25 protein-coding genes are annotated in these 26967 nt (G+C 65.4%); 12 read left to right on the top strand and 13 right to left on the bottom strand.

The window, feature by feature from the left end; genetic code table 11:
- Nucleotides 1-21: 21 nt before the first annotated feature.
- Nucleotides 22-1353: a bifunctional o-acetylhomoserine/o-acetylserine sulfhydrylase gene (locus CXY72_RS07495; RefSeq protein ID WP_104127060.1), complete on the bottom strand. Its 1332-nt coding sequence runs from the start codon at nucleotides 1351-1353 to the stop codon at nucleotides 22-24.
- Between the two features lie 110 nt (nucleotides 1354-1463).
- Nucleotides 1464-2561 carry an acyltransferase family protein gene (locus CXY72_RS07490; protein WP_233197704.1) on the bottom strand — a complete coding sequence of 366 codons (1098 nt, stop codon included), beginning with the start codon at nucleotides 2559-2561 and terminating at the stop codon, nucleotides 1464-1466.
- A gap of 29 nt (nucleotides 2562-2590) precedes the next feature.
- Between CXY72_RS07490 and CXY72_RS07485 the strand changes: the two genes are divergently transcribed.
- A complete protein-coding gene (locus tag CXY72_RS07485; protein WP_199183982.1) occupies nucleotides 2591-3370 on the top strand; it encodes an SDR family oxidoreductase in 780 nt (259 codons plus the stop codon).
- A gap of 78 nt (nucleotides 3371-3448) precedes the next feature.
- Here CXY72_RS07485 and CXY72_RS07480 read toward each other — a convergent pair whose 3' ends face one another.
- From CXY72_RS07480 to CXY72_RS07470, 3 genes are read right to left on the bottom strand one after another with little or no spacing between them, the layout of a single operon-like run.
- Entirely contained in the window at nucleotides 3449-5065 is a 1617-nt protein-coding gene (locus tag CXY72_RS07480; RefSeq protein ID WP_104127058.1) for a cation acetate symporter, read from the bottom strand.
- Entirely contained in the window at nucleotides 5062-5409 is a 348-nt protein-coding gene (locus CXY72_RS07475) for a DUF485 domain-containing protein (protein ID WP_104127057.1), read from the bottom strand. The genes CXY72_RS07480 and CXY72_RS07475 overlap by 4 nt, the downstream gene beginning before the upstream one ends.
- Nucleotides 5402-7420, bottom strand: a complete 2019-nt coding sequence (locus tag CXY72_RS07470) for an AMP-binding protein (protein ID WP_104127085.1) — start codon at nucleotides 7418-7420, stop codon at nucleotides 5402-5404. Before CXY72_RS07470 ends, CXY72_RS07475 begins: the two co-directional genes overlap by 8 nt.
- A gap of 106 nt (nucleotides 7421-7526) precedes the next feature.
- Between CXY72_RS07470 and CXY72_RS07465 the strand changes: the two genes are divergently transcribed.
- The 8 genes from CXY72_RS07465 (at nucleotide 7527) to CXY72_RS07430 (ending at nucleotide 14542) form a co-directional block, all read left to right on the top strand.
- Complete coding sequence (locus CXY72_RS07465) at nucleotides 7527-8198, top strand: GntR family transcriptional regulator (protein ID WP_104127056.1); 672 nt, start codon at nucleotides 7527-7529, stop codon at nucleotides 8196-8198.
- Between the two features lie 39 nt (nucleotides 8199-8237).
- A complete protein-coding gene (locus tag CXY72_RS07460; protein ID WP_104127055.1) occupies nucleotides 8238-9773 on the top strand; it encodes an MmgE/PrpD family protein in 1536 nt (511 codons plus the stop codon).
- Nucleotides 9773-10720 carry a methylisocitrate lyase gene (gene prpB / locus CXY72_RS07455; protein WP_104127054.1) on the top strand — a complete coding sequence of 316 codons (948 nt, stop codon included), beginning with the start codon at nucleotides 9773-9775 and terminating at the stop codon, nucleotides 10718-10720. The genes CXY72_RS07460 and prpB overlap by 1 nt, the downstream gene beginning before the upstream one ends.
- Nucleotides 10713-11861: a bifunctional 2-methylcitrate synthase/citrate synthase gene (locus tag CXY72_RS07450; protein WP_104127053.1), complete on the top strand. Its 1149-nt coding sequence runs from the start codon at nucleotides 10713-10715 to the stop codon at nucleotides 11859-11861. The genes prpB and CXY72_RS07450 overlap by 8 nt, the downstream gene beginning before the upstream one ends.
- 88 nt (nucleotides 11862-11949) lie before the next feature.
- Nucleotides 11950-12537: a phosphoribosyltransferase gene (locus tag CXY72_RS07445; protein WP_104127052.1), complete on the top strand. Its 588-nt coding sequence runs from the start codon at nucleotides 11950-11952 to the stop codon at nucleotides 12535-12537.
- A complete protein-coding gene (locus CXY72_RS07440) occupies nucleotides 12534-13241 on the top strand; it encodes a Type 1 glutamine amidotransferase-like domain-containing protein (protein WP_104127051.1) in 708 nt (235 codons plus the stop codon). The genes CXY72_RS07445 and CXY72_RS07440 overlap by 4 nt, the downstream gene beginning before the upstream one ends.
- Before the next feature lie 7 nt (nucleotides 13242-13248).
- On the top strand, nucleotides 13249-13971 hold the full coding sequence (locus tag CXY72_RS07435) for a uracil-DNA glycosylase (RefSeq protein WP_104127050.1): 723 nt from the start codon (nucleotides 13249-13251) through the stop codon (nucleotides 13969-13971).
- Nucleotides 13964-14542 (top strand): GNAT family N-acetyltransferase, encoded by a 579-nt coding sequence (locus tag CXY72_RS07430; RefSeq protein WP_174722174.1) that lies wholly within the window; start codon nucleotides 13964-13966, stop codon nucleotides 14540-14542. Before CXY72_RS07435 ends, CXY72_RS07430 begins: the two co-directional genes overlap by 8 nt.
- Nucleotides 14543-14648: 106 nt before the next feature.
- On the opposite strand, the gene CXY72_RS07425 is transcribed toward CXY72_RS07430, so the two are convergent.
- Nucleotides 14649-15302: a YigZ family protein gene (locus tag CXY72_RS07425; RefSeq protein WP_104127049.1), complete on the bottom strand. Its 654-nt coding sequence runs from the start codon at nucleotides 15300-15302 to the stop codon at nucleotides 14649-14651.
- A gap of 102 nt (nucleotides 15303-15404) precedes the next feature.
- A complete protein-coding gene (locus CXY72_RS07420) occupies nucleotides 15405-16229 on the bottom strand; it encodes an SDR family oxidoreductase (RefSeq protein WP_104127048.1) in 825 nt (274 codons plus the stop codon).
- 77 nt (nucleotides 16230-16306) lie between these two features.
- Here CXY72_RS07420 and CXY72_RS07415 point away from each other — a divergent pair, with 77 nt between their 5' ends.
- Nucleotides 16307-17746, top strand: coding sequence for an amidase (locus CXY72_RS07415; RefSeq protein WP_104127047.1), 1440 nt, complete (start codon nucleotides 16307-16309; stop codon nucleotides 17744-17746).
- On the opposite strand, the gene CXY72_RS07410 is transcribed toward CXY72_RS07415, so the two are convergent.
- Nucleotides 17740-19797, bottom strand: a complete 2058-nt coding sequence (locus CXY72_RS07410; RefSeq protein ID WP_104127046.1) for an MMPL family transporter — start codon at nucleotides 19795-19797, stop codon at nucleotides 17740-17742. The two genes, CXY72_RS07415 and CXY72_RS07410, sit on opposite strands and share 7 nt — an antisense overlap.
- Before the next feature lie 95 nt (nucleotides 19798-19892).
- Between CXY72_RS07410 and CXY72_RS07405 the strand changes: the two genes are divergently transcribed.
- The gene (locus tag CXY72_RS07405; protein WP_104127045.1) at nucleotides 19893-20372 is read left to right on the top strand and encodes a Fur family transcriptional regulator; all 480 of its coding nucleotides are present in this window, start codon (nucleotides 19893-19895) and stop codon (nucleotides 20370-20372) included.
- 47 nt (nucleotides 20373-20419) lie between these two features.
- Nucleotides 20420-21910, top strand: a complete 1491-nt coding sequence (locus tag CXY72_RS07400; RefSeq protein WP_104127044.1) for a catalase — start codon at nucleotides 20420-20422, stop codon at nucleotides 21908-21910.
- 164 nt (nucleotides 21911-22074) lie between these two features.
- On the opposite strand, the gene CXY72_RS07395 is transcribed toward CXY72_RS07400, so the two are convergent.
- The 5 genes from CXY72_RS07395 to CXY72_RS07375 form a co-directional block, all read right to left on the bottom strand.
- Nucleotides 22075-22434: a Fe-S oxidoreductase gene (locus CXY72_RS07395; protein ID WP_104127043.1), complete on the bottom strand. Its 360-nt coding sequence runs from the start codon at nucleotides 22432-22434 to the stop codon at nucleotides 22075-22077.
- Between the two features lie 3 nt (nucleotides 22435-22437).
- Nucleotides 22438-23901 (bottom strand): NAD(P)/FAD-dependent oxidoreductase, encoded by a 1464-nt coding sequence (locus tag CXY72_RS07390; protein WP_104127042.1) that lies wholly within the window; start codon nucleotides 23899-23901, stop codon nucleotides 22438-22440.
- Between the two features lie 457 nt (nucleotides 23902-24358).
- Entirely contained in the window at nucleotides 24359-25147 is a 789-nt protein-coding gene (locus tag CXY72_RS07385; protein ID WP_104127041.1) for a crotonase/enoyl-CoA hydratase family protein, read from the bottom strand.
- A 90-nt stretch (nucleotides 25148-25237) separates the two neighbouring features.
- A complete protein-coding gene (locus CXY72_RS07380) occupies nucleotides 25238-26071 on the bottom strand; it encodes an arginase family protein (protein ID WP_104127040.1) in 834 nt (277 codons plus the stop codon).
- 158 nt (nucleotides 26072-26229) lie between these two features.
- On the bottom strand, nucleotides 26230-26961 hold the full coding sequence (locus CXY72_RS07375; RefSeq protein WP_104127039.1) for a PspA/IM30 family protein: 732 nt from the start codon (nucleotides 26959-26961) through the stop codon (nucleotides 26230-26232).
- Nucleotides 26962-26967: the final 6 nt, after the last annotated feature.

The following is a 26967-nucleotide window of genomic DNA, read 5'->3' as shown; positions in this document are numbered from 1 at the left end:
CACCCGGGCGAAGAACGATCGTCAGGCGTTGCTGCGGTCGCGCTTGACGACGTCGCGGGCTGCAGCCAGACCGGCCTCGAGGTCGGCTTTCAGATCGGCGACGTTCTCAATGCCCACGGAGAGCCGCACCAGTCCGGGCGTGACTCCGGCCGTGAGTTGCTGCTCAGGGGTCAGCTGGGAATGCGTGGTCGATGCTGGGTGAATGACCAGGGAACGTACATCCCCGATGTTGGCGAGGTGGCTGAACAGAGTCAGGTTGTCGACGAGGGCGCGGCCGGCCGCGACTCCGCCCTTCAACTCGAACGAGAGCACAGCTCCGACGCCGAGTGGAGCGTACCTGTTGGCGTTGGCGTACCAAGGGCTCGACGGCAGTCCGGCATAGTTCACCGAGGCAATGTCATCGTGGTGGTCGAGCCATTCGGCGATGTCCTGGGCGTTCTGTACATGGCGTTCAATGCGCAGGCTGAGTGTTTCGATGCCCTGAATGAGCTGCCAGGCGCTGGCCGGGGCGATGGCGCTTCCGAGGTCGCGCAGCAACTGTACGCGGGCCTTGATGATGTAAGCGATGCCGTCGCCGACCGCGGTGGTGTAGCTCGCGCCGTGGTACGACGGGTCGGGTTCGGTCAGTCCCGGAAACTTTTCGACGTTTTTCGACCACTCGAACGTGCCGCCGTCAACGAGTACGCCTCCGATGATGGCGCCGTGGCCGCCAAGAAACTTCGTTGCCGAGTGCACGATGATGTCGGCGCCGTGCTCAAACGGGCGAATCAGATAAGGCGTGGCAATCGTGTTGTCGACGATCAGCGGAATGCCGGCCGCGTGCGCAATATCGGCGACGAGCGAGATATCGAGCACGTTGATGCGCGGGTTGCCGATCGTCTCGGCAAAGAACAGCTTCGTGTTGGGGCGCACCGCACGCTCCCACTCATTCGCGTCATCCTGGTCTTCGACGAAGGTGGTTTCGATGCCCAGCTTGGCCAAGGTGTACTTGAACAGGTTGTAGGTTCCGCCATAGATCGAACTCGACGACACGATGTGATCGCCGGCCTGGGCAATGTTCAAGACCGCGAAGGTGGATGCCGATTGGCCGCTGGACAGCAGCAGCGCCGCGGTTCCGCCCTCGAGGGCGGCCACGCGCTCTTCGACGACGGCCTGGGTGGGGTTTTGGATGCGGGTGTAGATGTTGCCAAACTCGGCCAGCGCGAACAGGTTCTGCGCGTGCTCGGCGCTGTTGAAGACATACGAGGTGGTCTGATAGATCGGGGTAGCGCGCGCGTTCGTGACCGGGTCGGGCCGGGCGCCGGAGTGAACCTGCTTGGTTTCAAACTTCCACGATGAAGAATTATCGGTCACAGTAGCCTCCGGATTACTCAGCGCGGACGATCCGGCTTCGCCCCGAGCATATGAAGCCGCCAGTGGCCGTGCAAGAGTGGGCGAAACACAACGTCACGTTGTCGCGGCGGTCAGGTGCGCTCGCGGTGTGGCAACACGATCGTTCCGATCGGCGTCGCTGTGGTCGTGCCGAACAGCCACCGGGCTTTCGGTTCGACGAGGGGCCGAGCCAGCCGTCGAACGAGGGGCGTCGACAGCAGCAAGGAGGTCGCCACGCTCAGCACGATCATGCCCGGCAATACCCACGCGGGCTGCGGCCCGTCGAGCACACCCGTTTCGCGCAGCGGGTAGAGCACGAAGGTGTGCAGCAGGTAGATGTACATCGTGGCCGTGCCGAGGTTGGTCACCCAGGTCGTGCGGCGCGGAATCAGCATGAGGAACGCCACGATGAGCGCACCGGCGAGTAGCATGACGGCCAAACGGATGCCGCCGGCCCAGAACTCGGAATACCCGAATACTGCGTACGCCTCGTCGTAGAGCAGGAATCGGCGCACCTGCAGGGTGCGCAGGGTCGCGATGTTGAGCCCGATCAGCAGGTACAGCAGTGCGAACAGCCCGATCGCGCCGGCCCGCCAACGCCAGATCAGGCCATCACGCAGTTCGAGCCAGGTATCGGTCAGCTGCCACTGGCGCATTTTCCAGCCGAAGACGAAGAATGGCAGCAGCCCGAGGGTGCGGGACAGGGTGAACGTGCCGTCGATATTGGGCAGGTAGCCGGCCCCGATCGAGATAATGATGCTGATGATGAGCGGGTAGCGCAGAAGTACGAGGTAGGGCAGGGCAATGCGCCAGAGCAGCAGGGCGAGCAGAAACCACAGTGTCCAGCTCGCGGTGGAATAGTCCAGAACGAACTTGCCGCCGAGGATCCAGCGCAGCACCGTCCAGATTGTTTCGAAGATGACGTACGGAAAAATGATGTCGGTGAGCAGCCGGTGCATCTGCCGCGCGTCTGGTGATCCCGACTTGGCGAAGTAGCCGCTCACGGCCACGAAGACCGGTACGTGGAAGGCGTAAATGAACAGATACAGCGTGTAGGCGACATCCGCTTCGCCGATGAGTTTGAGAATCGCGTGGCCGATCAGCACGAGGGTGACGGCCACCCAGCGCGCGTTGTCCCAGAGGGGTACGCGACGCTTCTGTGGTGGAGTGGTGGGGTCCAGTGCGCTCATTGACACCATTCTCCCGCCACAATGGACAAATGAGTATTCGACGAGTGGTTGTGACCGGAGCAAGTTCAGGAATTGGAGCAGCGACGGCACGCCTGTTCCGGGAGCATGGCTGGAATGTCGTGGGGGTCGCGCGGCGGGCCGACCGTCTCAAAACGCTGCACGCCGAAACCGGAGCGGATGTCTTCACCGCCGACCTCACGGTGCAGGCGGATGTCGACGCCTTGCGTGACTACCTCGCCGCCAGCGGCCCGGTGCACGCCCTCGTCAACAATGCCGGCGGCGCCAAGGGTCTCGACTCGGTCGAAGCCGGCAGCATCGAAGACTGGGCCTGGATGTACGAGATCAATGTGCTCGCCGTCAAGCGGGTCACCACGGCCATCCTGCCGCTGCTGCGCGCCGGCATCGATTCCGGGGCGGGATCGGCCGATATTGTGACCGTCACGTCGCTTGCGGGCCATGTCGCCTACCTCGGCGGCGGTGGCTACAACGCGGCGAAGTTCGCCGCGCACGCCATGACCGAGGTGCTGCGCCTCGAACTCTCCGGCGAGCCGATCCGGGTGATCGAGATCGCACCGGGCCTGGTCAAAACGGATGAGTTCGGTCTGGTTCGCTTCGACGGTGACGCCGACAAGGCTGTCGCAGCTTACGATAGCGTGCCCGACCCGCTCTCGGCCGAGGATATCGCCGAGACCATCGTCGCCAGTGTAGAGCGGCCCGCGCACGTGAACCTCGACCTGATCGTGATCAAGCCGGTCGCGCAGGCCGCCACGACCCGCATCGCCCGTGGTCCTCTCAAAGTTCGGGAATAGCCAGCAGTCCGCAGCGTCGCAAAAACGGGCTGGACGGGATCGTGAGATCCTGGCCAGCCCGTTCGGTGTTACGCGCGGTTAGTGCTCGACGGCCTTTTCGGCGCCGTGACCGGTGAGCGAACGCACTGCCATCTCGGCGGCGAGCTTCGGGCTCTCCTTCACGGTGCTAGTGACTGATCCCAGCCAGCCCAGGAAGAATCCCAGCGGGATCGAGACGATCCCGGGGTTACTGAGCGGGAAGATCGCGAAGTCCACGGCCTCACCGAACATCGAGGTGGGCGTGCCCGAGAACACCGGCGAGAAGATGATCAGCAGAACGGCCGAGGACAGTCCGCCATACATGCTCCAGACCGCGCCGCGGGTTGTGAACCGACGCCAGAACAGCGAGTAGAGGATGGTCGGCAGGTTGGCGCTTGCAGCGACCGCGAAGGCCAGGGCAACCAGGAACGCGATGTTCTGCCCCTGCACGCCGATACCACCGGCGATGGCCAGGATTCCGATGACAACGACGGTGCGACGGGCGACCTTGACCTCGTCATCAGGGTTTCCCTTGCCCTTCTTGATGACGGAGCCGTAGATGTCGTGCGCGAAGCTCGTGGCTGCCGTGATCGTGATGCCGGCCACGACGGCCAGGATCGTCGCGAAGGCAATGGCCGAGATGAAGCCGAGCAGCAGCGGTCCGCCGAGCGCGAGAGCGAGCAGGGGGGCTGCCGAGTTCACGCCGCCCGGTGCGGCTTCGATTGTTTCCGCACCGACCAGCGACGCGGCACCGAAGCCGAGCACCAGGGTGAAGATGTAGAACGCGCCGATGAGCCAGATGGCCCAGACCACCGAGCGTCGAGCTTCCTTGGCGGTCGGTACCGTGTAGAAGCGCATGAGCACGTGCGGCAGGCCGGCGGTTCCGAGCACCAGGGCGAGGGCGAGGGAGATGAAGTCGAGCGGGTTGGCGCCATACTTCAGTCCCGGGGCCAGGATGTCGGCGCCGGCGGCGGAAACGGCGACCGCGCTGTCCAGCAGGTTCGACAGGTTGAATCCGTTGATCGCGAGTACCCAGACGGTCATCGCGAACGCGCCGACGATCAGCAGGAATGCCTTGACGATCTGCACCCAGGTGGTGCCCTTCATGCCGCCGACCAGTACATAGACAATCATCAGGCCACCCACGACGGTCACCACGATGGACTGGCCGAGCTTGTCATTGATGCCGAGAAGCAGTGAGACGAGTCCGCCGGCACCGGCCATCTGGGCGAGTAAGTAGAAGAAGCAGACCGCCAGGGTGGTCGTGGCTGCTGCCATGCGCACGGGGCCCTGCTTCAACCGGAAGGAGAGCACGTCGGCCATGGTGAACTTGGCCGTGTTGCGCATGAGCTCGGCGACGAGCAACAGGGCGACGAGCCAGGCCACGAGGAATCCGATGGAGTACATGAAACCGTCGTAGCCGGTGACGGCGATTGCGCCGACGATGCCGAGGAACGAGGCTGCTGAGAGGTAGTCTCCGGCAATGGCGAAACCATTCTGTGGCCCGGTGAAGGAGCGGCCACCCGCGTAATAATCTGCGGCGGTCTTGTTGTTGCGTCCCGAACGGATCACGATGATCAGCGTCACCGCCACAAAAGCGAGAAAGATCGAGATGTTGAGTACCGGGTTGTTTTCGACCGGTTTGACGGTTTCGGCCAGAATTTGTAACGTGTTCATCGCTGTTCCATCCGCTCAAGTTCGCCGCGTAGCTCTTCGGTCAGGGGATCGATTTTGCGGTTGGCGAAGGTCACGTAGCTCATCGTGATGCCAAAGGTCGTGACGAACTGGCCGAGGCCGAGGAGCAGACCCATGTTGATGCTGCCAAAGACCGGTGTCGCCATGAAATCGTGCAAATACGCCGCGGCGAGAACGTAGGCGATGTACCAGACCAGGAAGAAGATCGAGAGCGGCACGACGAATCGGTTGCGGGTCTTCTTCATGTGCAGAAACTGAGGCGTCTTCTCGTACGCCTCGTAATCGATTGTGGACTTTGGTGGGGCGTCTTTCACTGCTTCACTCATGGGGCCTCCTTGCCTCAGGGATGGAAAATGCGGGTGTGGAAAAAAAGTGCGGGCTCCGGGTGGGGGCGGAGCGCTGGTGACCGGGTTGGGAAACGGATGCCGACAGCGCCCGTTTCAGATCGTCGAGAACGGTGGCGTCTTCGATGGTGGGAGGGACGGAATATTCTTCTCCATCGACGATTTGTCGAATGGTCTTCCGAAGGATCTTGCCCGACCGCGTTTTGGGCAGTCGGTCGAGGATGGTGACGTCGCGAAAGGCTGCGACCGGGCCGACGTGTTCCCGAACGAGGGCGACGAGTTCTGCGGCAAGTATGTCGTGATCGATGGCACTGCCCGCTTTGAGGGTGACGAAACCAGCGGCACGCTGACCCTTGAGCGGGTCGTGGACGCCGAGCACCGCGCACTCGGCGACGGCAGGGTGCAGCGTGAGGACCTCTTCGAGGGAACCGGTCGAGAGCCGGTGCCCGGCAACGTTGATCACGTCGTCGGTACGACCCATCACGAACAGGTAGCCGTCGGTATCGAAATGGCCGGAGTCGCCGGTGGCGTAGTAGCCGGGGAAAGCGGTCAGGTAAGAACTCGTGAAACGGTCCTCGCTGCCCCAGACCCCGAGAAGTGTGCCGGGCGGCAGCGGAAGTCGGATGGCGATGTTGCCGTCCTTGCCGATCTTCTCGATCGGTCGGCCCCGGGAATCGAGGATGGCGATGTCGTACCCGGGCACCGGAACCGTGGCCGAGCCCGGTTTGGTCGGCAACTCTTCGATGCCGAGCAGGTTGGCGCAGATTGGCCATCCTGTCTCGGTCTGCCACCAGTGGTCGACGACCGGGCAGTGCAACCCATCGTTGGCCCAGTGGAAGGTTTCGGGGTCGAGGCGTTCCCCAGCCAGGAACAGGCTGGTCAGGCTGGACACGTCGTGGTTCTTCAGTTCGAGCAGGTCAGGGTCGACGCGACGGATGGCTCGAATGGCCGTTGGAGCGGTGAACAGCACCTTCACTTTGTAGTCGTCGACGACACGCCAGAAAGCCCCGGCATCGGGGGTGCCGATGGGCTTGCCCTCGTAAATTACCGTGGTCGCGCCGGCCAGGAGGGGTGCATAGACGATGTAGGAGTGGCCGACCACCCAGCCGACATCGGAAGCGGTCCAGAACACGTCGCCGTAGCCCACGTTATACACATTGCGCATCGACCAGTTCAGGGCAACGGCGTGGCCGCCGTTGTCGCGAATGATGCCCTTGGGCTTTCCGGTCGTGCCGGAGGTATAGAGAATGTACAGCGGATCCTCGGATCGCAGGGCGACCGGGTCAGCCGGCGCCGCTTTGGCCTCCTCGTCGTCCCAGTCCAGCCACACGGTATCCGTGGAACCGTCGTGGTAATTTGCAGCGGAACCGGGAATACTCGCTCGGTCCCGCACGATGACCGTGTGCACCGAGTTCTGGCTCAGGGCGATGGCCTTCTCGACGAGTGGCAGGTATTCAACGATGCGGCCGGGTTCGAGACCCCCGGATGCCGTGACGATGACACTGGGGCGGGCGTCATCAATGCGCACGGCGAGTTCCGTCGCTGCGAAACCGCCGAACACGACGGAGTGCACCGCTCCGATGCGAGCGCAGGCGAGCATGGCGACGACGGCTTCGGGAATCATCGGCAGGTAGATGATGACCCGGTCGCCGGTACCGACACCGTTGGCGCGCAGGGCGCCGGCGAATTTGGCGACCCGACCGAGCAGGTCGAGGTAGCTGAGCTGTATGCGGGTGCCGGTCATTGCGGAGTCGTAGATCAATGCCGTGTGGGCGCCTCGCCCGGCCAGAACGTGTCGATCGAGAGCGTTGTAGCTCGTGTTGAGTGTGCCCCCCGGAAACCAGCTTCCGGTCGCCGTGCCGTCAACGGCGAGGGCGCTCGTCGGTTGCATGATCCAGTCGATGCCGGCGGCGGCCTCCAGCCAGAAGTCTTCCGGCGACGAAATGCTGCGTCGCCAAGCCTCCCGGTAGCCCGCACCTGATTCGCTGTTCATGTAAACCTTCTCCATTGAAGTTTCTCTGTATACAAAGAGTGCTTGAAGTATTGCATATAACCCAGCAAGGTGGAATAGGATCACTTTTGTGTATACAGAAACCGCAATGTTGAGGTTAGGCGCACCGCTTCGGGCGAGCGAGCGAGCGTACCGTCAGCTGCGCGGGGAGATTCTCAATGGCCTCCTCGCCCCCGGTGCCGCCCTGCTCGAAGTCGAACAGGCTGAGCGCATCGGCGTATCCCGCACTCCGTTGCGCGAAGCGGTGGCCCGATTGATCGCCGACGGCCTCGTCGTGGGACGCCGTGGTCGAGGCTTCGAGGTGACCGACATCTCCGTTGACAGTATCTCCGAACTGTACGAACTGCGCCAGGCGCTCGAGGTGCAGGCCATTCGCCTGGCTGCCACTCGGCGCGAGCCCGCACCTTTTCAAGAACTGCGCGATGCGTTCGTGACTGCCCCTGATCTTCTGGAGCAGGGCGATATCGGTGTGCACCGCTACTACGTGCTCATCGACGAACTCGAAGACGCCATCGATGCGGCCGTTGAAAATCCTTTTCTGGTCGGCGCCCTGCGCGCCGTACGCACCCACCTGGCCCGAATCCGTCGGCTGGCCCGAAGCAACCCGCGGCGGCTACGTGCCGCAGCGGCCGAGCACCTGCTGATTATTGACGCCATTATTGCCGGCGATCCGTCGCTGGCAGCCCATGCCACCCATATTCATCTTCACCAAAGCCTCTTGAGCGTCCTCGCGGCGATCGAAGAGGACTCGGAACGGTAGTCGATCAACGACTCCGGCCGACCAACGAAGGGACCCACCGTGCAGCAGCACCATGTTCGAGTTCACACGAGCGACGAGAATCTGGCCCGCGAGGACCAGCTGGCCTGGAAGATCGCCGAGGTCGCCGCCGACCCCGCCGCAGTCTCCGAGGAAGTGACCGAAATGGTCATCAACCGGGTGATCGACAATGCCTCCGTGGCTGCGGCCAGCCTGACCCGGCGCCCGGTGATCGCAGCGCGCTCGCAGGCACTGGCACACCCGCGTTCCAACGGTGGTGATGGCGCAACCGTGTTCGGCCTCGCGCCGGCACGCCGGGTTTCCCCGGAGTGGGCGGCCTGGGCCAATGGCGTCGCCGTTCGTGAACTTGACTACCACGACACTTTTCTGGCCGCCGAATATTCCCACCCGGGCGACAATATCCCACCGATCACCGCCGTCGCCCAGCACCTCGCTGCGCCGCGCGGCTTGACCGGCAGCGACCTGATTCGCGGCATCGCTACCGGCTACGAGATCCAAATCGACCTGGTGAAATCGATCAGCCTGCACGCGCACAAGATCGACCACGTTGCCCATCTCGGCCCGTCGGTCGCTGCCGGCATCGGCACCCTGCTCGGCCTCGACAAGGAGATCATCTTTCAGGCCGTCGGCCAGGCGCTGCACACCACGACCGCGACCCGTCAGTCGCGCAAGGGCGAAATCTCCTCCTGGAAGGCCCACGCGCCGGCATTCGCCGGAAAGATGGCCGTCGAAGCCGTCGACCGGGCGCTGCGCGGTGAGACCAGCCCGACCCCGATCTACGAGGGCGAGGACGGCGTCATCGCCTGGCTGCTCGACGGACCAGACGGCTCCTACGACGTGTCGCTGCCAGCGGCCGGTAGCATCAAACGCGCCATTCTCGACAGCTATACCAAGGAACACTCGGCCGAATACCAGGCGCAGGCTTGGATCGACCTCGCCCGCAGGCTGCACAACGAGCACGCCGAATTGCTCGTGGCCGGCGCGATCAAGAACATCGTCATCCACACCAGCCACCACACGCACTACGTGATCGGCTCCGGCGCCAACGACCCGCAGAAGTACGATCCCACCGCGAGCCGCGAAACCCTCGACCATTCCATTCCCTATATTTTCACGGTGGCCCTGCAGGACGGAACCTGGAACCACGTCGACTCCTACAGCCCCGAGCGTGCCGGCCGCCCCGACACCATCGCGCTGTGGAACACCGTCACGACGACCGAAGACACGGAATGGACGCGTCGCTACCACTCCCTCGATCCGGCCGAAAAAGCCTTCGGCGGTCGCGTCGAAATCGAACTCACCAATGGAACCCGCCTGGTCGACGAGATCGCCGTCGCCGACGCGCATCCGCTCGGCGCTCGTCCGTTCGCTCGCGCGGAGTACATCAACAAGTTCCGCACGTTGGCCGCGCCGGTCATGGAAGAGTTCGAGATTGAGCGATTCCTCGCCCTGGCCCAGCGCCTGCCGGAGCTGGGTGCCGCCGACCTCGGAGGGCTGACCATCGTGGCCAAGCCGGGACTGCTGGCGTCGATTGCCACCCCGAACGGAATCTTCTAATGCTCTACGCCAGCGTGACGGCAGCCGACAAGCGCATCGCGCTCAGGGCTGGCCTGACCAGCGGAAAGATTCTGCGCTACCCCGGCGCGTTCAATCCGCTCTCGGCCAAGCTCATCCAGCAGAAGGGTTTCGAGGGCGTCTACATTTCGGGCGCGGTGCTCTCGGCCGACCTCGGCCTGCCCGACATCGGCCTGACCACTCTTACCGAGGTGGCCGGCCGGTCGCAGCAGATCGCCCGCATGACCGACCTGCCGGCCATCGTCGATGCCGACACCGGTTTCGGCGAGCCGATGAACGTGGCGCGCACGATTCAGACCCTGGAAGACGCGGGACTTGCCGGCATGCACATCGAGGACCAGATCAACCCGAAACGGTGCGGTCACCTCGATGGCAAGCAGGTCGTGGACGCCGATACCGCGATCAAGCGCATCCGCGCCGCGGTCGACGCGCGCCGGGACGCGAACTTTCTCGTGATGGCGCGCACCGATATCCGTGCCGTTGACGGGTTGGACGCCGCCGTCACCAGGGCCAAGCAGCTGCAGGATGCCGGGGCCGACGCGATCTTCCCCGAGGCGATGGGCAGCCTGGCCGAGTTTGAAACGATTCGGGCAGCCGTGTCGGTGCCGATCCTGGCCAACATGACCGAGTTCGGCAAGGGCGAGTTGTACACCGTGCAGCAGCTCGAGAATGTGGGTATGAACCTGGTGATCTTTCCGGTGTCGTTGCTGCGCCTGGCGATGGGGGCGGCGGCGCGTGGACTGGACGCGATCGAGCAGACGGGCTCGCTCACCACGATGCTGCCCGAGATGCAGCATCGAGCCGACCTGTACGAGTTGCTTGATTATGCCTCGTACAGTCAGTTCGATTCGGGTATCTTCGATTTCACCCTGAACCCGCATATTTCCACGCCCAGTCCGGCGCAAGGTCTGAAGGAGCACAATGTCTGACACCGAAACACTGCCACATGTCACTCCGCACATTTACAAGGGCCTGACCGGTGTCGTCGTCGATACGACCGCGGTCTCCAAGGTCAATCCGGAGACCAACTCACTGCTCTACCGGGGCTATCCGGTGCAGGAGCTCGCGGCCAAGAAAAGCTTCGAAGAGGTCGCCTACCTGCTCTGGCACGGCGAACTCCCCACAGAGCAGCAGCTCGCCGACTTCGAGGCGCTCGAACGGTCGATGCGCCACCTCAGCCCGGTGATCAAGCGCATCATCGACGAGCTGCCGCTCACCGCGCACCCGATGGATGTGGTGCGCACCGCGGTGAGCGTCATGGGCGCGAGCGATCCGGAGGCCGAGAATCCGTCGCCGGAATCCGAGCTCGCCAAGTCGATTCGCCTGTTCGCCCAGCTGCCGGCGATCGTCTCCTACGACCAGCGCCGCCGCCACGGGCTCGATCTGGTCGAACCGCGCGACGACCTCGGCTATTCGGCGAATTTTCTGCACATGGCCTTCGGCGAGGTGCCGGAGCTTGTCGTCGTCAACGCCTTCGACGTATCGATGATTCTCTACGCCGAGCACTCCTTCAACGCGTCCACGTTCACCGCGCGGGTCATCACCTCGACCCTGTCCGATTTGTATTCGGCCGTGACAGGCGCCGTCGGGGCGCTCAAGGGAGCCCTGCACGGCGGCGCCAATGAAGCAGTCATGCACACCTTCTCCGAGATCGGTCTCGGCAGCGGCGCGGCCGAGCGGGCCGAACCGTGGCTGGCCCGGGCGCTCGCCGAAAAGCGCAAGATCATGGGTTTCGGGCACCGCGTCTACAAGAGCGGTGACTCGCGGGTTCCGACGATGCGTGCCGCGCTCGTCTCCCTGGTCGAGCATTACCAGAAGCCGGAACTGCTCGAACTGTACGAAGCCCTCGAGACGGCCATGACGACGCGCAAGGCGATTCTGCCCAACCTCGACTACCCGTCGGGCCCGGCCTACCACCTGATGGGCTTCGATACCCTCACCTTCACGCCGATCTTCGTCGCGGCGCGCATCACCGGGTGGACCGCGCACATCATGGAGCAGAAGAAAAGCAACGCGCTCATTCGCCCGCTGTCTGCCTATAACGGCCTCGATCAGCGTGAGGTTGAGTAGCGGTCTATTCTTGCGAAGCGGATGCCGCGCTGCCGTTGGCCGCGCGGCATCCGCTTCATGCGCGCTCAGACCTAGCTAGCATTGACGGATGACACTAGATGCCCAAGATGCGTCCCCTCCGCTCGTGATTGACCGCGAAATTCTGCAGTGGACCGACTTCGCCGCGGCGTCGCGTGAGCTGGCGACTCGAGTGCGGGGCAGTGGCTTTCATCCCGATGTGGTGATCGCCATCGCCCGCGGCGGACTACTGCTGGCTGGCGCTGTGTCGTATGCGCTCGGCACGAAGAACTGCGGCAGCATCAACGTGGAGTTCTACACCGGCATCGACGAACGACTGCCCGAGCCCGTGCTGTCGGCGCCGATGCTCGACGCCCCGGCCCTCGCCGGTAAGCGGGTTTTGCTCGTCGACGACGTCTCTGACTCTGGCCACACCCTCGCCCTGGTCATGCGCCTGCTCGGCGAAACCGCGATGGAGGTGTGCACCGCGACGCTGTATACCAAGCCGCGCACGGTGCACGTGCCCGACTTCACCTGGCGCGAGACCGACAAATGGATCGTGTTCCCCTGGTCGGCGCTGGCGCCAGTTGCGGGAGCGCCCGACAGTAGCGCGCCGGAAGCGCTCGCCGACCTGCTCGCCGACCTGCCTGCCGACGTGACGGCCGGGGTCGCCGCGTGAGCGTGCACCTGGTCGGCGGCGGGGGAGACCCCGTGCACGACGTTCCGGTCTTCACGACCTTCCGGTCCGAGGTGACCGCTCATGCCGGCCAGGCTGGCCGCGATGCACCGGTCGTTGCGATCATCACTGTCGGCCCGGGCAGTGCGCACGCCGACGAGCTCGCCGCATCGCTCGGCACCGACGTGGAGACCCGGCGCACCGTGCTCGTGCCCGGCGGCACGGCCACCCTGACCGCTGTGGGCGCCGTCGATGGCATCATCATCGGCGGCGGCGTGACGCCCGACTATTTGGCCGCTCTGCTGCCGATTGCCGGCGAGATTCGCCGCCAGGTGTCTAGTGGTGTGCCCTACCTCGGTTTCTCGGCCGGCGCCATGATCGCTGCTGAACGCGCCCTCATCGGCGGCTGGCGTATCGGCGGCGTCGAGGTCACTCCGGAACACGTCTCGGAGGGCCTCGATGAAATCACCCTGGCCCAGGGGATCGGCCTGCTCGACGTCACGGTCGATGTGCATGCTGCCCAGTCCGGCAGCCTGTCCCGACTGATCGCGGCGACCGAGGCGGGCCTGATCGACGGCGGCCTCGCCATCGACGAGAATACCGTGCTCGTGGTCGGTGAGGGCGCCCTCGGCGTGCTCGGAGCCGGCAGCGTCTGGCGCATCAGTCAGTCCGACGGTGGCGTTCTCGTGAGCACCATCGGCGCCTGAGCGGCTCATGAACCTCGATGCGCTCGCGGCAACCGGGCAGATCGACCCGGGCTGGGCGCGAGTGCTCGCTCCCGTGGCCGGCGATATGGCCCGGGTGGGTGATTTTTTGGCGAGCGAACGGGCGGCCGGCCACGTAGTGTTGCCCGCGCCGGAGCATCTGTTGCGCGCGTTTCAACAACCGTTCGACGCCGTACGGGTGCTCATTGTCGGGCAGGACCCGTACCCCACTCCGGGGCATCCGATCGGTTTGGCCTTCGCCGTCAACGCCGACGTGCGGCCGGTGCCGCGGAGCCTGGGCAACATCTACACCGAGCTCGGGGCCGACCTGGGCCTGCCGCGCCCCGAGCACGGTGACCTCTCGGCGTGGTCTGACCAGGGGGTATTGCTGCTCAACCGCGTGCTCAGCGTGCGGGCCGGTGCAGCCGGATCGCATCGTCGACACGGCTGGGAAAGCGTGACGGACCAGGCGATCCGTGCACTCGTGCAACGCAAGCATCCGCTCGTCGCCATCTTGTGGGGCCAGGATGCCGGTGCGCTTCGGCCCCTGCTCGGCGCTACCCCCGTCATCGCATCGGCGCACCCGAGCCCGCTCTCAGCCCGTCGCGGCTTTTTTGGTTCCCAGCCGTTCAGCGGCGCCAACCGGCTGCTCACCCTGCAGGGCGCGGCATCGGTGCAGTGGGCTCTTCCGGTAATCTGGAACCAACCAGAAAGGGGAGTGCCGGGTGCTTGAGGAAGAATACGAGCCTCGTCGTCGACTGCCCCGCCACCTGCGACCGGAAATCGCGGTCGAGGCGCCGTTCGAATACACGATGCGCGAGGTTCGAGCAACGGATCTGCCGCACATCCGCGAGATCTACAACTACTACGTCGCGAACAGTACCGTGACCTTTGACGAAGACGCGATGACGCTCGCCGAGTGGCGCGACAAGTTCTACTACCTGAACAAGCAGGGCATGCCGTTCATCGTCGCGGTCTCACCGGCCGGTCAAATTCTCGGGTACGCCCTGGTCAGCCCGTGGAAACAGAAGAAGGCGTTCCGGTTCACGGTGGAGAACTCGATCTACCTCGGCGCGGCATCGACGGGTAAGGGGCTTGGCCGCGAGCTGCTCGGCGAGCTGATCAAACGGTCTAAAGCGGCCGGTCTGAAGGAGATCATCGCCGTCATCGCCGACCAGGGAGCGGATGCCTCGATCAAGCTGCACCGCGACTTCGGCTTCGACGAGATCGGCCGCATGGGCAAGGTCGGGTTCAAGTTCGAGCGCTGGCTCGGCACGATTCTGCTGCAGAAAAGCCTGAAGTAGTGCAGTCGCGGGTGCGAGTACGTGCCCAGCGATGTGCGCGCCTGACCGCCACTGCCGACGCATGGCCAAGCGCGCAACCCGTGCGCTCGGGGACTTGTGTCGTTGGTTACCGTTCGACGTCGACCCATTCGTGGCCGAGGGCTTCCAATTCCCCGGTTCCGGCCGTGACTCGAGCGACGATCGCGGCGAGCCGCGTCGCGTCGTCATCGGCAATCTTCAGCACCGCGTCGAGCCCATACTGCGTACCCAAAATGAGCACTCCACGCTGGCGCAACTCGGCCTCGATGCGCCCGGCATCCGCGTGGGGCAGGGCGAGCGTGAACAATTCACGGCGTTCGCGCTCCACGACCAACCGCAGGGACTGGGCCGCGTCGATCGCCGTGAGAACGGCCTCGGAGTACGCGCGCACCAGACCGCCAGCACCGAGAAGGGTGCCACCGAAGTAGCGGGTGACGACGGCCACGCAGTCGACGAAACCTCGCCCGGACAGCGCCTCGAGCATGGGCCGCCCCGCGGTTCCCGATGGTTCACCGTCGTCATTTGAACGACGTACCTGATCGGGAGCACCGGATGACCCGAGCACGAATGCCGAGCAGTGGTGGCGAGCACCCCAGTGCGCCTTCCGTGCGTCATCGATCGCAGCGCGCGCCGCATCCTCTGTCTCGGTTCTAACCAGGCGGCACAGAAATCTGGATCGTTTTACTTCGATCTCGGCGTCGACACGGCTGCCGACGCCGCCGTGCAAAGTGAGATCGGGCATGCGTCCAGTCTCGCGTATTCGGATGATCGGCGCCCGGCGCAGCAGAAGAAGCGCCCGGGGCCGGGGTGCTAGTCGTCGGTTTTCTGCCAGGGCTCGAGGTCGTCACCTGGCGGCGCGCGGCGTGTTCATGCGCCCGACCGCGTTCAGCACGGCGCGCCGGGGGGAGATACTGACCATCCGGGCGAGCAGCGCGTTGCGCGCGCCGACCAGTACGACCGACGGCGTCACTGACCGGTCGAGAGCGGCGAAGGAGGCACGCATGACCTCGTCGACCGTCAGTGGCGTGCCCTTTTTATCGCCGCTGGCCTGGGCGATCTCGAAGAACTCGGTGTCGGCGGGACCCGGACAGATCGCAGTGACCTTGAGGCCGCTCGGGCGGGTCTCGTAGCTGACCGCCTCGGTGTAGCTGAGCACGTAGGCCTTGGTCGCCGCGTAGACAGCCATGCGCGGCACCGGCTGGAACGCCGCCGTGCTCGCCAGGTTCACCAGCGCTGCGGTGTGCGGATGCAGCGAGGCCGTCTCGACCAGATCGGGCAGAAAGGCATGGGTCAGCGCGGTCAGTGCGTGCACATTGAGGGCGACCTGCTCCGTCTCCCGTGCCTGGTCGGAGTCGAGAACCGTGCCGAAGGTAGCGAAGCCGGCGTTGTTGATGAGGGTGCCAATGGTGATCGCCCGCTCGCGCAGGTCGGAGACCAGCTCGGGGACGGCATCCGCTGCGCTGAGATCAAGCGGAATCACGGTGGAGACGGTGCCGTATTTCTCGGCCAGGTCGACCGCGAGCGCCTCCAGGCGGGCCTGACGGCGGGCGACCAGCACGAGATCCGCGCCGCGCTGGGCGAGCTCGTGCGCGTACCCGACACCGAGTCCGCTCGACGCTCCGGTGATGAGCGCGGTGGTGCCGATGGGATTGTACAAAGCGCTGGCCATGGCTTGAGGTTAGCCTCCCGAATCGAACATGACCAGAGGTGGCCGATCACCGGGCCCGGTCGAACTAGGCTCGGATCATGGCTGATCCACACGAACTGACCGCCCTGGAACAATGGCAGGCCCTGCAGCGGCGGGAGATCAGCCCGTGCGAGCTCACCGAGCACTACCTGGCCCGCATCGAGAAATTCAATCCAACGCTCGGCGCCTTCGTCACCGTGACCGCGGATGCCGCCCGGGCCCGGGCCCGCTTCGTTGAAGAGCAGATACCGCGCACCGTGCCGCTGTGGGGCCTCCCCTTCGCCGACAAAGACCTCAACCAGCGTGCAGGGGTGCACGCCGGGTTCGGGTCGCGCCTGTTCGCCGACTATGTGCCCGACCGGTCCGACGATCTGGTGCAGGCACTCGATGACGCCGGGGGAGTCAGCCTCGGTAAAACCAACACGCCCGAATTCGGGCTCGCCTCGTACACCGAAAGCCTGGCTTCCCCGCCCGCCCGCACCCCGTGGAACCTCGCGCTCGGTGCCGGCGGATCCAGCGGCGGCGCCGCTGTTGCGGTCGCAGCGCGCTTGCTCCCGTTCGCGCCGGGCTCCGACGGCGGCGGGTCAATCCGCATTCCGGCGGCCGCCTGCGGCCTCGTCGGCCTCAAGCCCAGTCGCGGGCGTGTGCCTGCCGCTTCCGGCATCGACAAGCTCGCCGGCCTCTCTGTGGGTGGCCCGCTCGCTCGCACTGTAGCGGATGCCGCCCTCCTGCTCGATGCCATGATCGCGCCCCGGGACAGTCACCCCAACCATTACTACGCACTGCGGGCCCCCGATGATCAGACGCCGCTGCTGGCAGCGGCTGTGCGGGGCGAGGGCCGGTTTCAGCTCGGCGTCATGACGACCTCGGCCTGGGACAACGACTACTCCATCGAAATCGCCCCCGAAGCGCAGGAGGCGCTCGACTTGGCCGTCGCCGGATTCGCCGCGCTGCACCACGGCCTCGAAGAGACGGCGCTTGTGCCCGACCCGAGCTACGGGCCGGCGTTTCGCACCATCTGGCAGGCTGGCGCGGCGAGTATCCCGGCCGAGACCGAGGCCGACATCGCCCTGCTCGAACCGTTGACCCAGTGGCTGCTCGCCCGGGGCCGAAATCTCAGCGCGCGCAACCTTGGTGAGGCGCTCGCCGCGCTGACCGCGTTCGAGCGGTCGTTCATTCAGCAACTGTCGAAATTCGATGCCGTGCTGACCCCGGCCATGGCCCTGACCCCGCGGCCGGTCGGATGGTACGACGCGCACGACGCGGAGGCGAACTTCGCCCAGCAGGTGCAGTACACGCCGTTCACCTCGATGATCAACGTGAGCGGACTGCCGGCGATCGTGCTTCCGGTGCACCAAACCGAGAACGGCCTGCCGATGGGGGTGCAGCTCATCGGCCGGCCGGGCGGCGAGGCCACGCTGCTCGCGCTCGGCGCGCAACTGGAGCGGCGCATCCGCTGGCAGGAGCGAATACCGCCCGAGCCGGCGTCAACCTACTGACGCGTCGCCACCGGGTTGGACGGCCACCAGAACCGGTCATCGAACAGAAAGACCAGGGCCGGCACGAGCACGGTGCGCACGACCAGGGTGTCCAGCAACACGCCGATGCAGACGATCACACCGATCTGGGTAAGAGCAACAACAGGGAGCACCCCGAGCACGGCGAACACGGCGGCGATCAAAATGCCGGCGCTCGTGATCACGGCGCCGGTCGAGGACAGCGCCCGTACCATTCCCTCGCGGGTGCCGTAGCGCCGCGCCTCTTCGCGGGCACGCGTCGTCAGGAAGATGTTGTAGTCCACGCCGAGCGCCACCAGGAACAGGAACGCAAACAAAACGACGTTGGTGTCGAATGCGGCAAATCCGAGCAGGTTGTGAAAGATCAGGTTGGAAGCGCCCAGGCTGGCGAAGAAGGTGGCGAGCACCGTGGCAATGAGCAGTACCGGTGCCACGATCGAGCGCAGTAACAGCGCCAGAATCAGAAAGACGATGCCGAGGATCAGCGGCAGGATCAGACGCTGATCGCGCTCGGCGCTGGTCTTCGTGTCGAGCGCCGTGGCGTCGCTGCCACCGACCAGTGATTGCGAAACGGCGCCGGGGGCATCCGCTATATCGGTGCGCAGGGCGGCGATGGTCGCGAACGTTGCGTCGCTGCCCGGTTCACTGTCGAGCGTGACGTCGATGCGGGTCAGGCCGCCGGCGTTCTCACCGGCGACCGCCGCAGAAACTCCGGGGGTGGCCAGAGCGACCGCCACGGTGTCAGCGGATGCCGTTTCCGGCGCCAACACAACGGTTTGGCTGGTCAGCCCCGCCGAAAACGACGCGTCCACGATGCGCTGCGCAACGACCGATTCCGGGTTGCCGAGCAGTTGGTCGGCCTGGGACAGCCCGACCGCGGCGCCGTTCAGCCCGAAAGCGAGAGCGCCGATCGCCAGAACCGAGACGACCGTGATGATCACCGGGTGCTGGGACACGCCCCGGCCGAGCCGTGTCCAGAAACCGGTGCGCGTTGGCGCTGTCTGAGCCTGCACGCGCGGAATGAACGGCCAGAACAGGCCGCGACCGCACACCACGAGGGCTGCCGGCAGCACGAGCAGGGCGAACAGGATGGCGATGATCACGCCGATGGCGCACGCAATACCGAGGGCCCGGTTGCCGGCGAGTTCCGCGAACACCAAGGTGAGAAGGCTCAGCGCGACCGTGCCGCCGCTGGCCGCGATGGCCGGGCCGGCGCTCGTCACTGCGGTACGCATCGCTACGTTGCGATTCTCGGTATGCAGCAATTCTTCGCGGTAGCGCGCCACGAGCAGCAGGGCGTAGTTGGTGCCGGCGCCGAACACGAGCACGGAGAGAATTCCTGAGATCGAGGCATCGAGGGCGAAACCGAGCGGTTCGGCCAGCGCGCTGGCTACCTTGCCGGCCAGGCCGTCGGCGAGGCCGACCACGACGAGCGGCACGATCCACAGTACTGGGCTGCGATAGGTCACGATGAGCAGCACCGCGACGACGATCACGGTCACCAGCAGCAGGCGAAAGTCGGCTCCGGCGAAGGCATTGGTGATGTCGGCCTGAAAACCGACTGGCCCGGTGACGTAGGCGGTCAGCCCTCCGGGCAGCGCGGTCGACGCCAGAGAACGGATAGCGGTGGCCGTCTTCTCAATATCGGCCGTCGCCCCGAGGGCCTGTAATGGCACCACGCTCAGTGCAGCCTGACCGTCGTCGCTGAAGAGCGGCGTTGCCGCGCGCGGGGCGATCGACGCGGCACCGAGCTGCGCTGCCGCGGCGGTGATTGCCGCCTTGTCGGCCGCGGTCAGGCCGGCGCCGTCCCGGGACCAAACCACGATCGCAGCGGTCTGATCGGCGGAAGGAAACGTGGTGAGCAGCTCGGTGACCCGGGCGGCCTGGCTGCTTTCCGGCAACCCCGCGGCTGGAAAATCTGCGGAGTCATTGGCCGGAAGCAGGGTGAACAGTAATCCCACGGCAACGATTGTTCCGAGCAACACCGCCCAGGCGGTGCGTTTGCCGGAGATAAAGCGGGTGATCGCGAGCACTGTTCCTCCCAGAATGTCACTGATCGCTATCCTAGCTAGCTAAACGAGTGCACAATTGTTTTGAATTACTCAAAACAAAATGCTAGGCTCGGAGCATGTCGACACCCGAATTGAGCTACGGCGCAGACGAACGCCCGGCTGTAGCCGACGCCGGGTTGCTCGAGGGCGGTATCCGCTCGGCTGGACTCAAGGTGACCGCACCGCGTCTGGCCGTGCTGCGGGCCCTCGCCGAGCGGTCGCACGCCACCGCCGATGCACTGTTCGGCGCTGTGCGCGAAGAACTGCCGGGCACGTCACTCCAGGCGGTCTATGGAGTGCTGGCCTCGTTCACCACCGCAGGGATTGTACGCAAAATCGAACCGGCCGGCTCGCCAGCACTGTTCGAACGCCGGGTCGGTGACAATCACCACCACATCGTCTGCACCCGCTGCGGCGTAGTGCACGACGTGGACTGCGCCGTCGGTCACTCTCCCTGCCTCACTCCGGCGGATGCGCTCGGCTTCGACGTGCGCGCCGCCGAGGTCATCTACTGGGGCCTCTGCGCCCAGTGCCAATTCGAAACCGCTCTCCCCTAGCTTTCCACCGTCAACGACGCGTTGCTGATCCACCCTCAAGGAGCACTATGACTATCAAGCCCACTACTGACCAGACGGGAACGCCCGTCGCGAGCGACGCGCACTCCCTCACCACTGGCGCCGACGGCGTCATCGCGCTGCACGACCGCTACCTAGTCGAGAAGCTCGCCCAGTTCAACCGCGAGCGCATTCCGGAGCGCATCGTGCACGCCAAGGGCGGCGGAGCGCACGGCGAGTTCGTCGTCACCGGCGACGTCTCGAAGTACACCCGCGCGGCCGTGTTCCAGCCGGGCACGGTCACGCCGACCCTGCAGCGTTTCTCCAGCGTCGCCGGCGAGCAGGGCAGTCCGGACACCTGGCGCGACGTGCGCGGTTTCTCGGTCAAGTTCTACACGACCGAGGGCAACTACGACATCGTCGGCAATAATACCCCGGTATTCTTCGTCCGCGACGGCATCAAGTTTCCCGACTTCATCCACTCGCAGAAGCGCCTGCCGGGCACGGGCCTGCGCGATGCGACCATGCAGTGGGACTTCTGGACGTTGTCTCCGGAGTCAGCCCACCAGGTCACCTACCTCATGGGTGACCGCGGCCTGCCGCGCTCGTGGCGTGAGATGCCGGGCTTCGGTTCGCACACCTACCAGTGGATCAACGCCGCGGGCGAGCGTTTCTGGGTGAAGTACCACTTCGAATCCAACCAGGGCAACGTCGAGATGGAAGGGTCAGAGGCCGAACTCCTCGCCGGAGCGGATGCCGACTACTACCGTCGGGACCTGTCCGACGCGATCGCCGCCGGCAACTTCCCGTCGTGGAACGTGTCTGTGCAGGTCATGCCGTACGAACAGGGCAAAACCTACCGGTTCAACCCGTTTGACGTGACCAAGGTCTGGCCGCACGCCGACTTCCCGCTGATCCCGGTCGGCACCCACACCCTCAACCGCAACCCGGAGAACTTCTTCGCTGAGATCGAGCAGGCGGCGTTCTCGCCGGCCAACTTCGTGCCCGGCATTGCGGCGAGCCCCGACAAGATGCTCATGGCGCGTATCTTCTCCTACCCAGACGCTCAGCGCTACCGCGTGGGCACCAACTACGCGCAGCTGCCGATCAATGCTCCCAAGAGCCCGCTCAACAACTACTCACAGGATGGCTCGCAGCGCCACCACTTCAACGCACCGAGCGTACCGAACTACGCGCCGAACTCCCTCGGTGGCCCCGTCGCCGACCCGGCGGCTGCCGGTGAGGGCGCGTGGGAGGACGACGGGACTCTGCTGCGTGCCGCGGCGACCCTGCGCAGCGAGGACAGCGACTTCGGCCAGGCCGGAACGCTCTACCGCGAGGTCTACGACGATGGCGCCAAAGCGCGTCTTCTCGACACCATCACCGGTGCCATCAGCGGCGTGACCCGCCCCGAGGTCACCGAGCGGGCAATCTGGTACTGGACCAGCGTTGACGCCGACCTCGGCGCCAAGCTGCGCGCTAACCTCGCCGTTTTCGCCGAGGCGGCAGCGGTCGATGCGGCATACGTCGCCGGCCAGTAGAAGCACCCGCACGAATAGAAACCGCCCGGCCTGATTGCAGGCCGGGCGGTTTTGTGTGTGTTTTGCTCGCGAGGGGGCGTACATCGACTATCGGGGGCTGGCTCTGGTCGGTGGGTGAACGTCACGCGAGGGATGGCTGGCCGCCGCGGCGGCCAGCCGCTGCTCTAACGCAGGTAGCCACCTTTTTTCAGGCCGGCCTCGATCTCAAAACGGTTCTTCAGCGGATTGCGCCCCGCTACCGCGTACAGCAGCGGAAAGACCATGCCGAACCGTTGCCACTGACGTTTGTGCACGGCTTCATGCTCGAGCACACCGGCTGCGACGTTCTGGTTGGTGAGGTAGCAGCCGCCAACGCAGGAGCCGCCGCGACCGAAGGTCCATCGTGGCATGCCGCGGAACACGAACAACCCTGCCCTCTTCTCGACCCGCCCGGTGCTCCAGATCGACCCCCAGACCAGCCCGACTGCAGTGGCGTAGAGGTAGCCTGCCCGGCTCACCGGTGAATCAAAGAGGATGCCACGCATGCCTTACCGTGAAGTCTCGTCGGTGAATCCCGGGCGTCCGTAGGCTTCGAGCAGGCGCAGCCACACTTCGCTGAGGGTGGGAAAACTTGGTACCGCGTGCCACAAGCGGTTGAGGGGAACTTCGCCGACAATCGCGACCGTGGCCGAGTGCAGCAGCTCGGCGACGTCTTGGCCAACGAAGGTAACGCCGAGGAGGACTTCCCGGTCGAGATCGACTATCGCTCGGGCCTTGCCGACGTAGCCGACCGCGAGTACCGAGGCGCCACCCAGGTTGGCGAGGTCGTAATCCAGTATGCGGATGCGATATCCCGCCTTCACGGCGGACGCTGCGGTCAGCCCCACCGAGGCAACCTCCGGGTCGGTAAAGGTCACCTGCGGAACGGCGGCGTGGTCGGCCGTTGCCACGTGCGCGCCCCAGGGCACATCATCGACCGGGGTGCCGGCTGCACGGGTCACGATCGCGTCGCCGGCCGCGCGGGCCTGATATTTGCCCTGGTGTGTGAGGAGTGCCCGGTGGTTGACGTCGCCGGTGGCATAGAGCCAGTCGCCGGCCAGCGCGGGGGAGTCGCCCTGCACGAGCAGCGAGTCGTCGACCACGAGCCAGTCACCCGGGTTGAGACCGACCGTGCCGAGGCCGAGGTCGTGGGTGTGCGCGGTGCGACCGATGGCCACGAGCACCTGGTCGGCCGCAACGGTGGTGCCGTCATCGAGCGTGAGCGTGACCGTACCGGTTTCATCCCGGCGCGCTGTCGTGGTGGACGGGCCGACGAGTACGGTCACCCCATTCTCCTCGAGCGCGGCGGTGATGAGTTCGCCCGCAAAGGGTTCCTGCTTGCCGAGCAGCGCGCTGCGGGCGATCACGGTCACCGTCGAGCCGAGCGAAGAGTACGCGGCGGCCATCTCGGCGGCGACGACGCCGCCGCCGATCACGGCGAGACGCTCCGGAATCTGCTGGGCGCTTGTCGCATCGCGGCTGGTCCAGGGCTCGATCTCTTTCAGACCGTCAATGTCGGGCAGCAATGCCGCCGACCCCGTGCTGACGACGACCGCATGGGTGGCGGTCAAAACGGTGACCGCGCCATCCGGTGCGGTCACGGTGACCTCTTTGACTCCAGTGAGACGGGCATGGCCACGCACGAGGCCGATGCCAGCCGACTCCAGCCATTGTGCCTGGCCGTCGTCTTTCCAGTTGCTCGTGATGGAGTCGCGTTGCTTGAGGGTCGCCCGCACGTCGATGCTTCCCGTGACGGCCTCGGCGGCGCCCGGAACCCGGCGGGCGGCAGCGAGGGCGGCGCCGCTGCGCAGCAGCACTTTGGACGGCATGCAGGCCCAATACGAACACTCGCCGCCGACCAGATCGCTCTCGACGAGGACCGTGCGCAGTCCGCCCTGGGCGGTGCGGTCGGCGACGTTCTCCCCGACGGCTCCGCCGCCGATGACGATGACGTCGTAGTTCTGACTCGACATTGAATCTCCTTGATTCGGGGTGTACCGGCCTGGTGACGAAAAACCGACCACGGCTGCTCGGGCTGGTGGTCGCTGGCCGAGACGTGGAGAGCTTGAATCAGTGCAGCTTACCCTGACGTTCTTACTCAGTGTGCGAGTTTATTTGAGACATCGCCACCTGCCGCAAACTCTCCACGTGCGCTGAATGCCGGTTGACGTATCGGCAAGCCAGCCCCGCCGGCATTATCCGATGCAGAACGCCGGCGGGCTGTTGTCGTTGACAAGCCCATCAAGACCGATGGCGTTGGGCGAAAAGCTATCGTCGTGCACGCGGAAGCAGAATGGGGCTGGAATCAGGCCATCTGGCTTGCAACGAGCGCTGTGACCCCGGGCCCACCTTATGAACGCGGGCCCGGTTTATAAGCTGGGCCCGCGTTCCGGGCCCAGGCCCCGTCCACGCGTGAGGGGGCGTGGGGTACTAGCGGCCGAGGAAGACGGCGGGGAGCCGGGTCAGGAACGACTGCATTCCGATGCGGGAGTCTTCGGTGGCTACCAGACGGGCGAGAGCCGGCTGCAGTGCTGCTTCAGCAGATGCCGGACCGCTCCGCTGGGCCAGGCGCGCGTTGGCCAGGGTGGCTTGGATGGCGAGCGGGGCCTGGGCCGCGATCTTCTCAGCGAGCTCCTGCGCCCGGTCGAACTGGGCGCCGTCGGGCACGATTTCCTGCACCAGGCCGAGGCGGTGCGCTTCGGCGGCATCGAACAGGTCGCCGGTGAGCAGCCAGCGCATGGCATTGCCCCAGCCGGCTGCACGCGGAAACCGAATCGTCGCGCCCCCGAACGGCAGAATGCCCCTGGCGACCTCGATCTGACCGAACCGAGTCGATTCGGCGGCGACCACGATGTCGCTCGCCAGCATCAGCTCGATGCCGAGGGTGAGGCAGGTGCCCTGCACAGCGATGACGACCGGTTTGCTGAGGGAGTGGCCATCTACCTGCCACGGGTTGATGCCGCCCTCCGGTACCATTTCGAGCCCGTTCGGGCCGAGTCTTGGGCCGATATCGGCGAGGTCGAGTCCGGCCGTGAAGTGCTCCCCGACCGCGTAGACCAGGCCGACACGCAGCTCGGGGTCGCGGTCGAGCTCACCGTAAGCGAGCGCGAGCTGCTGTAACAGCGAGAAATCGGCGGCATTGCGTTTTTCGGGCCGGTTGAGCCCGATCAGCAGAATGTGGCCGCGACGCTCGGTGAGAATGCGGGGCTCGTCGGTCATGGGACCTCCATTGATACAGGTGACGTTGCAGGCGGACGTGGTCAGCGGTTTCTCTGTGGCCGGCGCGGGGCGCAGTGGCGGGGCATCCAGCTAGCGGGTGAGAGCGCCGATGATGCGCAGAATACTCGGCAGGTCATCGGTCGCCGCCGCCGGGGACGCGGGCGCGAACCCGGTGATGGTCGCGCCGGCGAGGGCGAAGTTGGCACGCAGGGCGGTGATCGCGCCGCCGAGATCAGCCACGCTCAGCCCGAACGGAATGAGATCACTGAGGCCATCGAGCGACGAAGGATCGAGCACGTCAAGGTCGATGTGCACGAAAACGTGCGTGGCGCCGATTGCCGCAACCGCCGCGATGAGCGCGGCGGGGTCAGCCAGCTCGGAGCACGACACGCTCACCAGGCCGTGCTCGTTCAGCAGAACGTCCTCGGCATCGTCGATGTCACGAATGCCGGCGAGAACGACGTTCTGCAGCCGCACGCTGCTCGCGGCGGCCAGCTCGAGTTCGGCCGGCCCTTCGCCGCTGATCGCGCGCAAGACCATGCCGCAAAATCCGCCCGACGGCGAGGATTCCGGCGTGTGCAGGTCGGGGTGGGCGTCAAACCACACCACGGCCAGATCGCCCGGATGCGTGCGCGCCGCGTGTTCGACCGCGGCCAACGCGATGCCGCAGTCGCCCCCGATCGAGAGGGCCCAATCGGTGGTGTCCTTCAAGATCCTGGTGTGTCGTTCGCGTACCTGTTGGATCGCTGAGAACCGACGCACGCCGGTATCGAGCGAATCACCGGCCTCGACCGGCACATCCACCAGGCGCGTGGCCGAAAAGGGGAGGTCGCCCTGGATAGCCGCCGCCCCGTCGATCAGGCGCATTGCGCGCGGAGAAGTCGAACCCTGCCACTGCGGTACTACAACGAAGGTGGGAGCCATACCTCAGTATGGCCCAGCGACCGTGCAGGCAGCATCCGCTTCGCCGACAACAAATTTCTTGCGGCCGACCGGGGAACGAATGCCGCCCTGCCGTCACTCGACGAATGTGCCGGGTGCACACCGGGCCGGCACGACTGGCACGTGTCGAATGCGCCGGCCTAACCCTCGATGGCGGCGGTGTTGCCGGCCTTCAGAGCGGCGAGGCGGGCATCCACTTCGGTGAGTTCGCCGAGATCGTCGAGGCTTTCGAACTGTGCATCGAGGCTGGATGCGGCGAGTTCCTGGGCGCCGCGTACGCGGGCCTCCTCGCGCCGGATCTTGTCTTCGAAGCGGTTGACCTCGCTGGTCGGGTCCATCATGTCGATGCTCTTGACGGCGTCCATCACCTGTACCTGCGCTTTGGCGGTCTTGGAGCGCGCGATCAGCTCAGCGCGCTTGTTGGTGAGCTGCACCAGCTTTTCTTTCATGGCGTTCAGGCCGGTCTTGAGCTGGTTGACGACGGCGGTCTGCGCCTGAATCTGTGGTTCGGCGGTCTTGACCTCCTTTTCGGAGGTGAGCTGTCGACCGAGCGCGACCTTGGCGAGGTTGTCGAACTTGTCGGCGTCGGCAGCGTTGCCGACCAGGCGCAGCTCGTCGGCCTTGCGGCTCGCAGCGAGGGCCTTGTCGCCCCACTCCACGGCGGCTTCCTGGTCTTCACGGTGGTCATCTTCGAGCAGACGCAGGTTGCCGATGGTCTCGGCAATCGCGCTTTCGGCATCGGAGATGCTGCCCGAGAAGTCGCGCACCATCTGGTCAAGCATTTTGGCCGGGTCTTCCGCCGAGTCCAGGATGGCGTTGATGTTCGCCTTCGCAAGCTGGGAGATACGGCCGAAGATGGACTGCTTGGTCATTCGGAG

The sequence above is a fragment of the Cryobacterium sp. Y57 genome, assembly GCF_002929505.1.
Lineage (GTDB): Bacteria > Actinomycetota > Actinomycetes > Actinomycetales > Microbacteriaceae > Cryobacterium.
The sequence above is the reverse complement of the archived record's forward strand: the minus strand, read 5'-3'. Positions and strand labels throughout refer to the sequence as shown.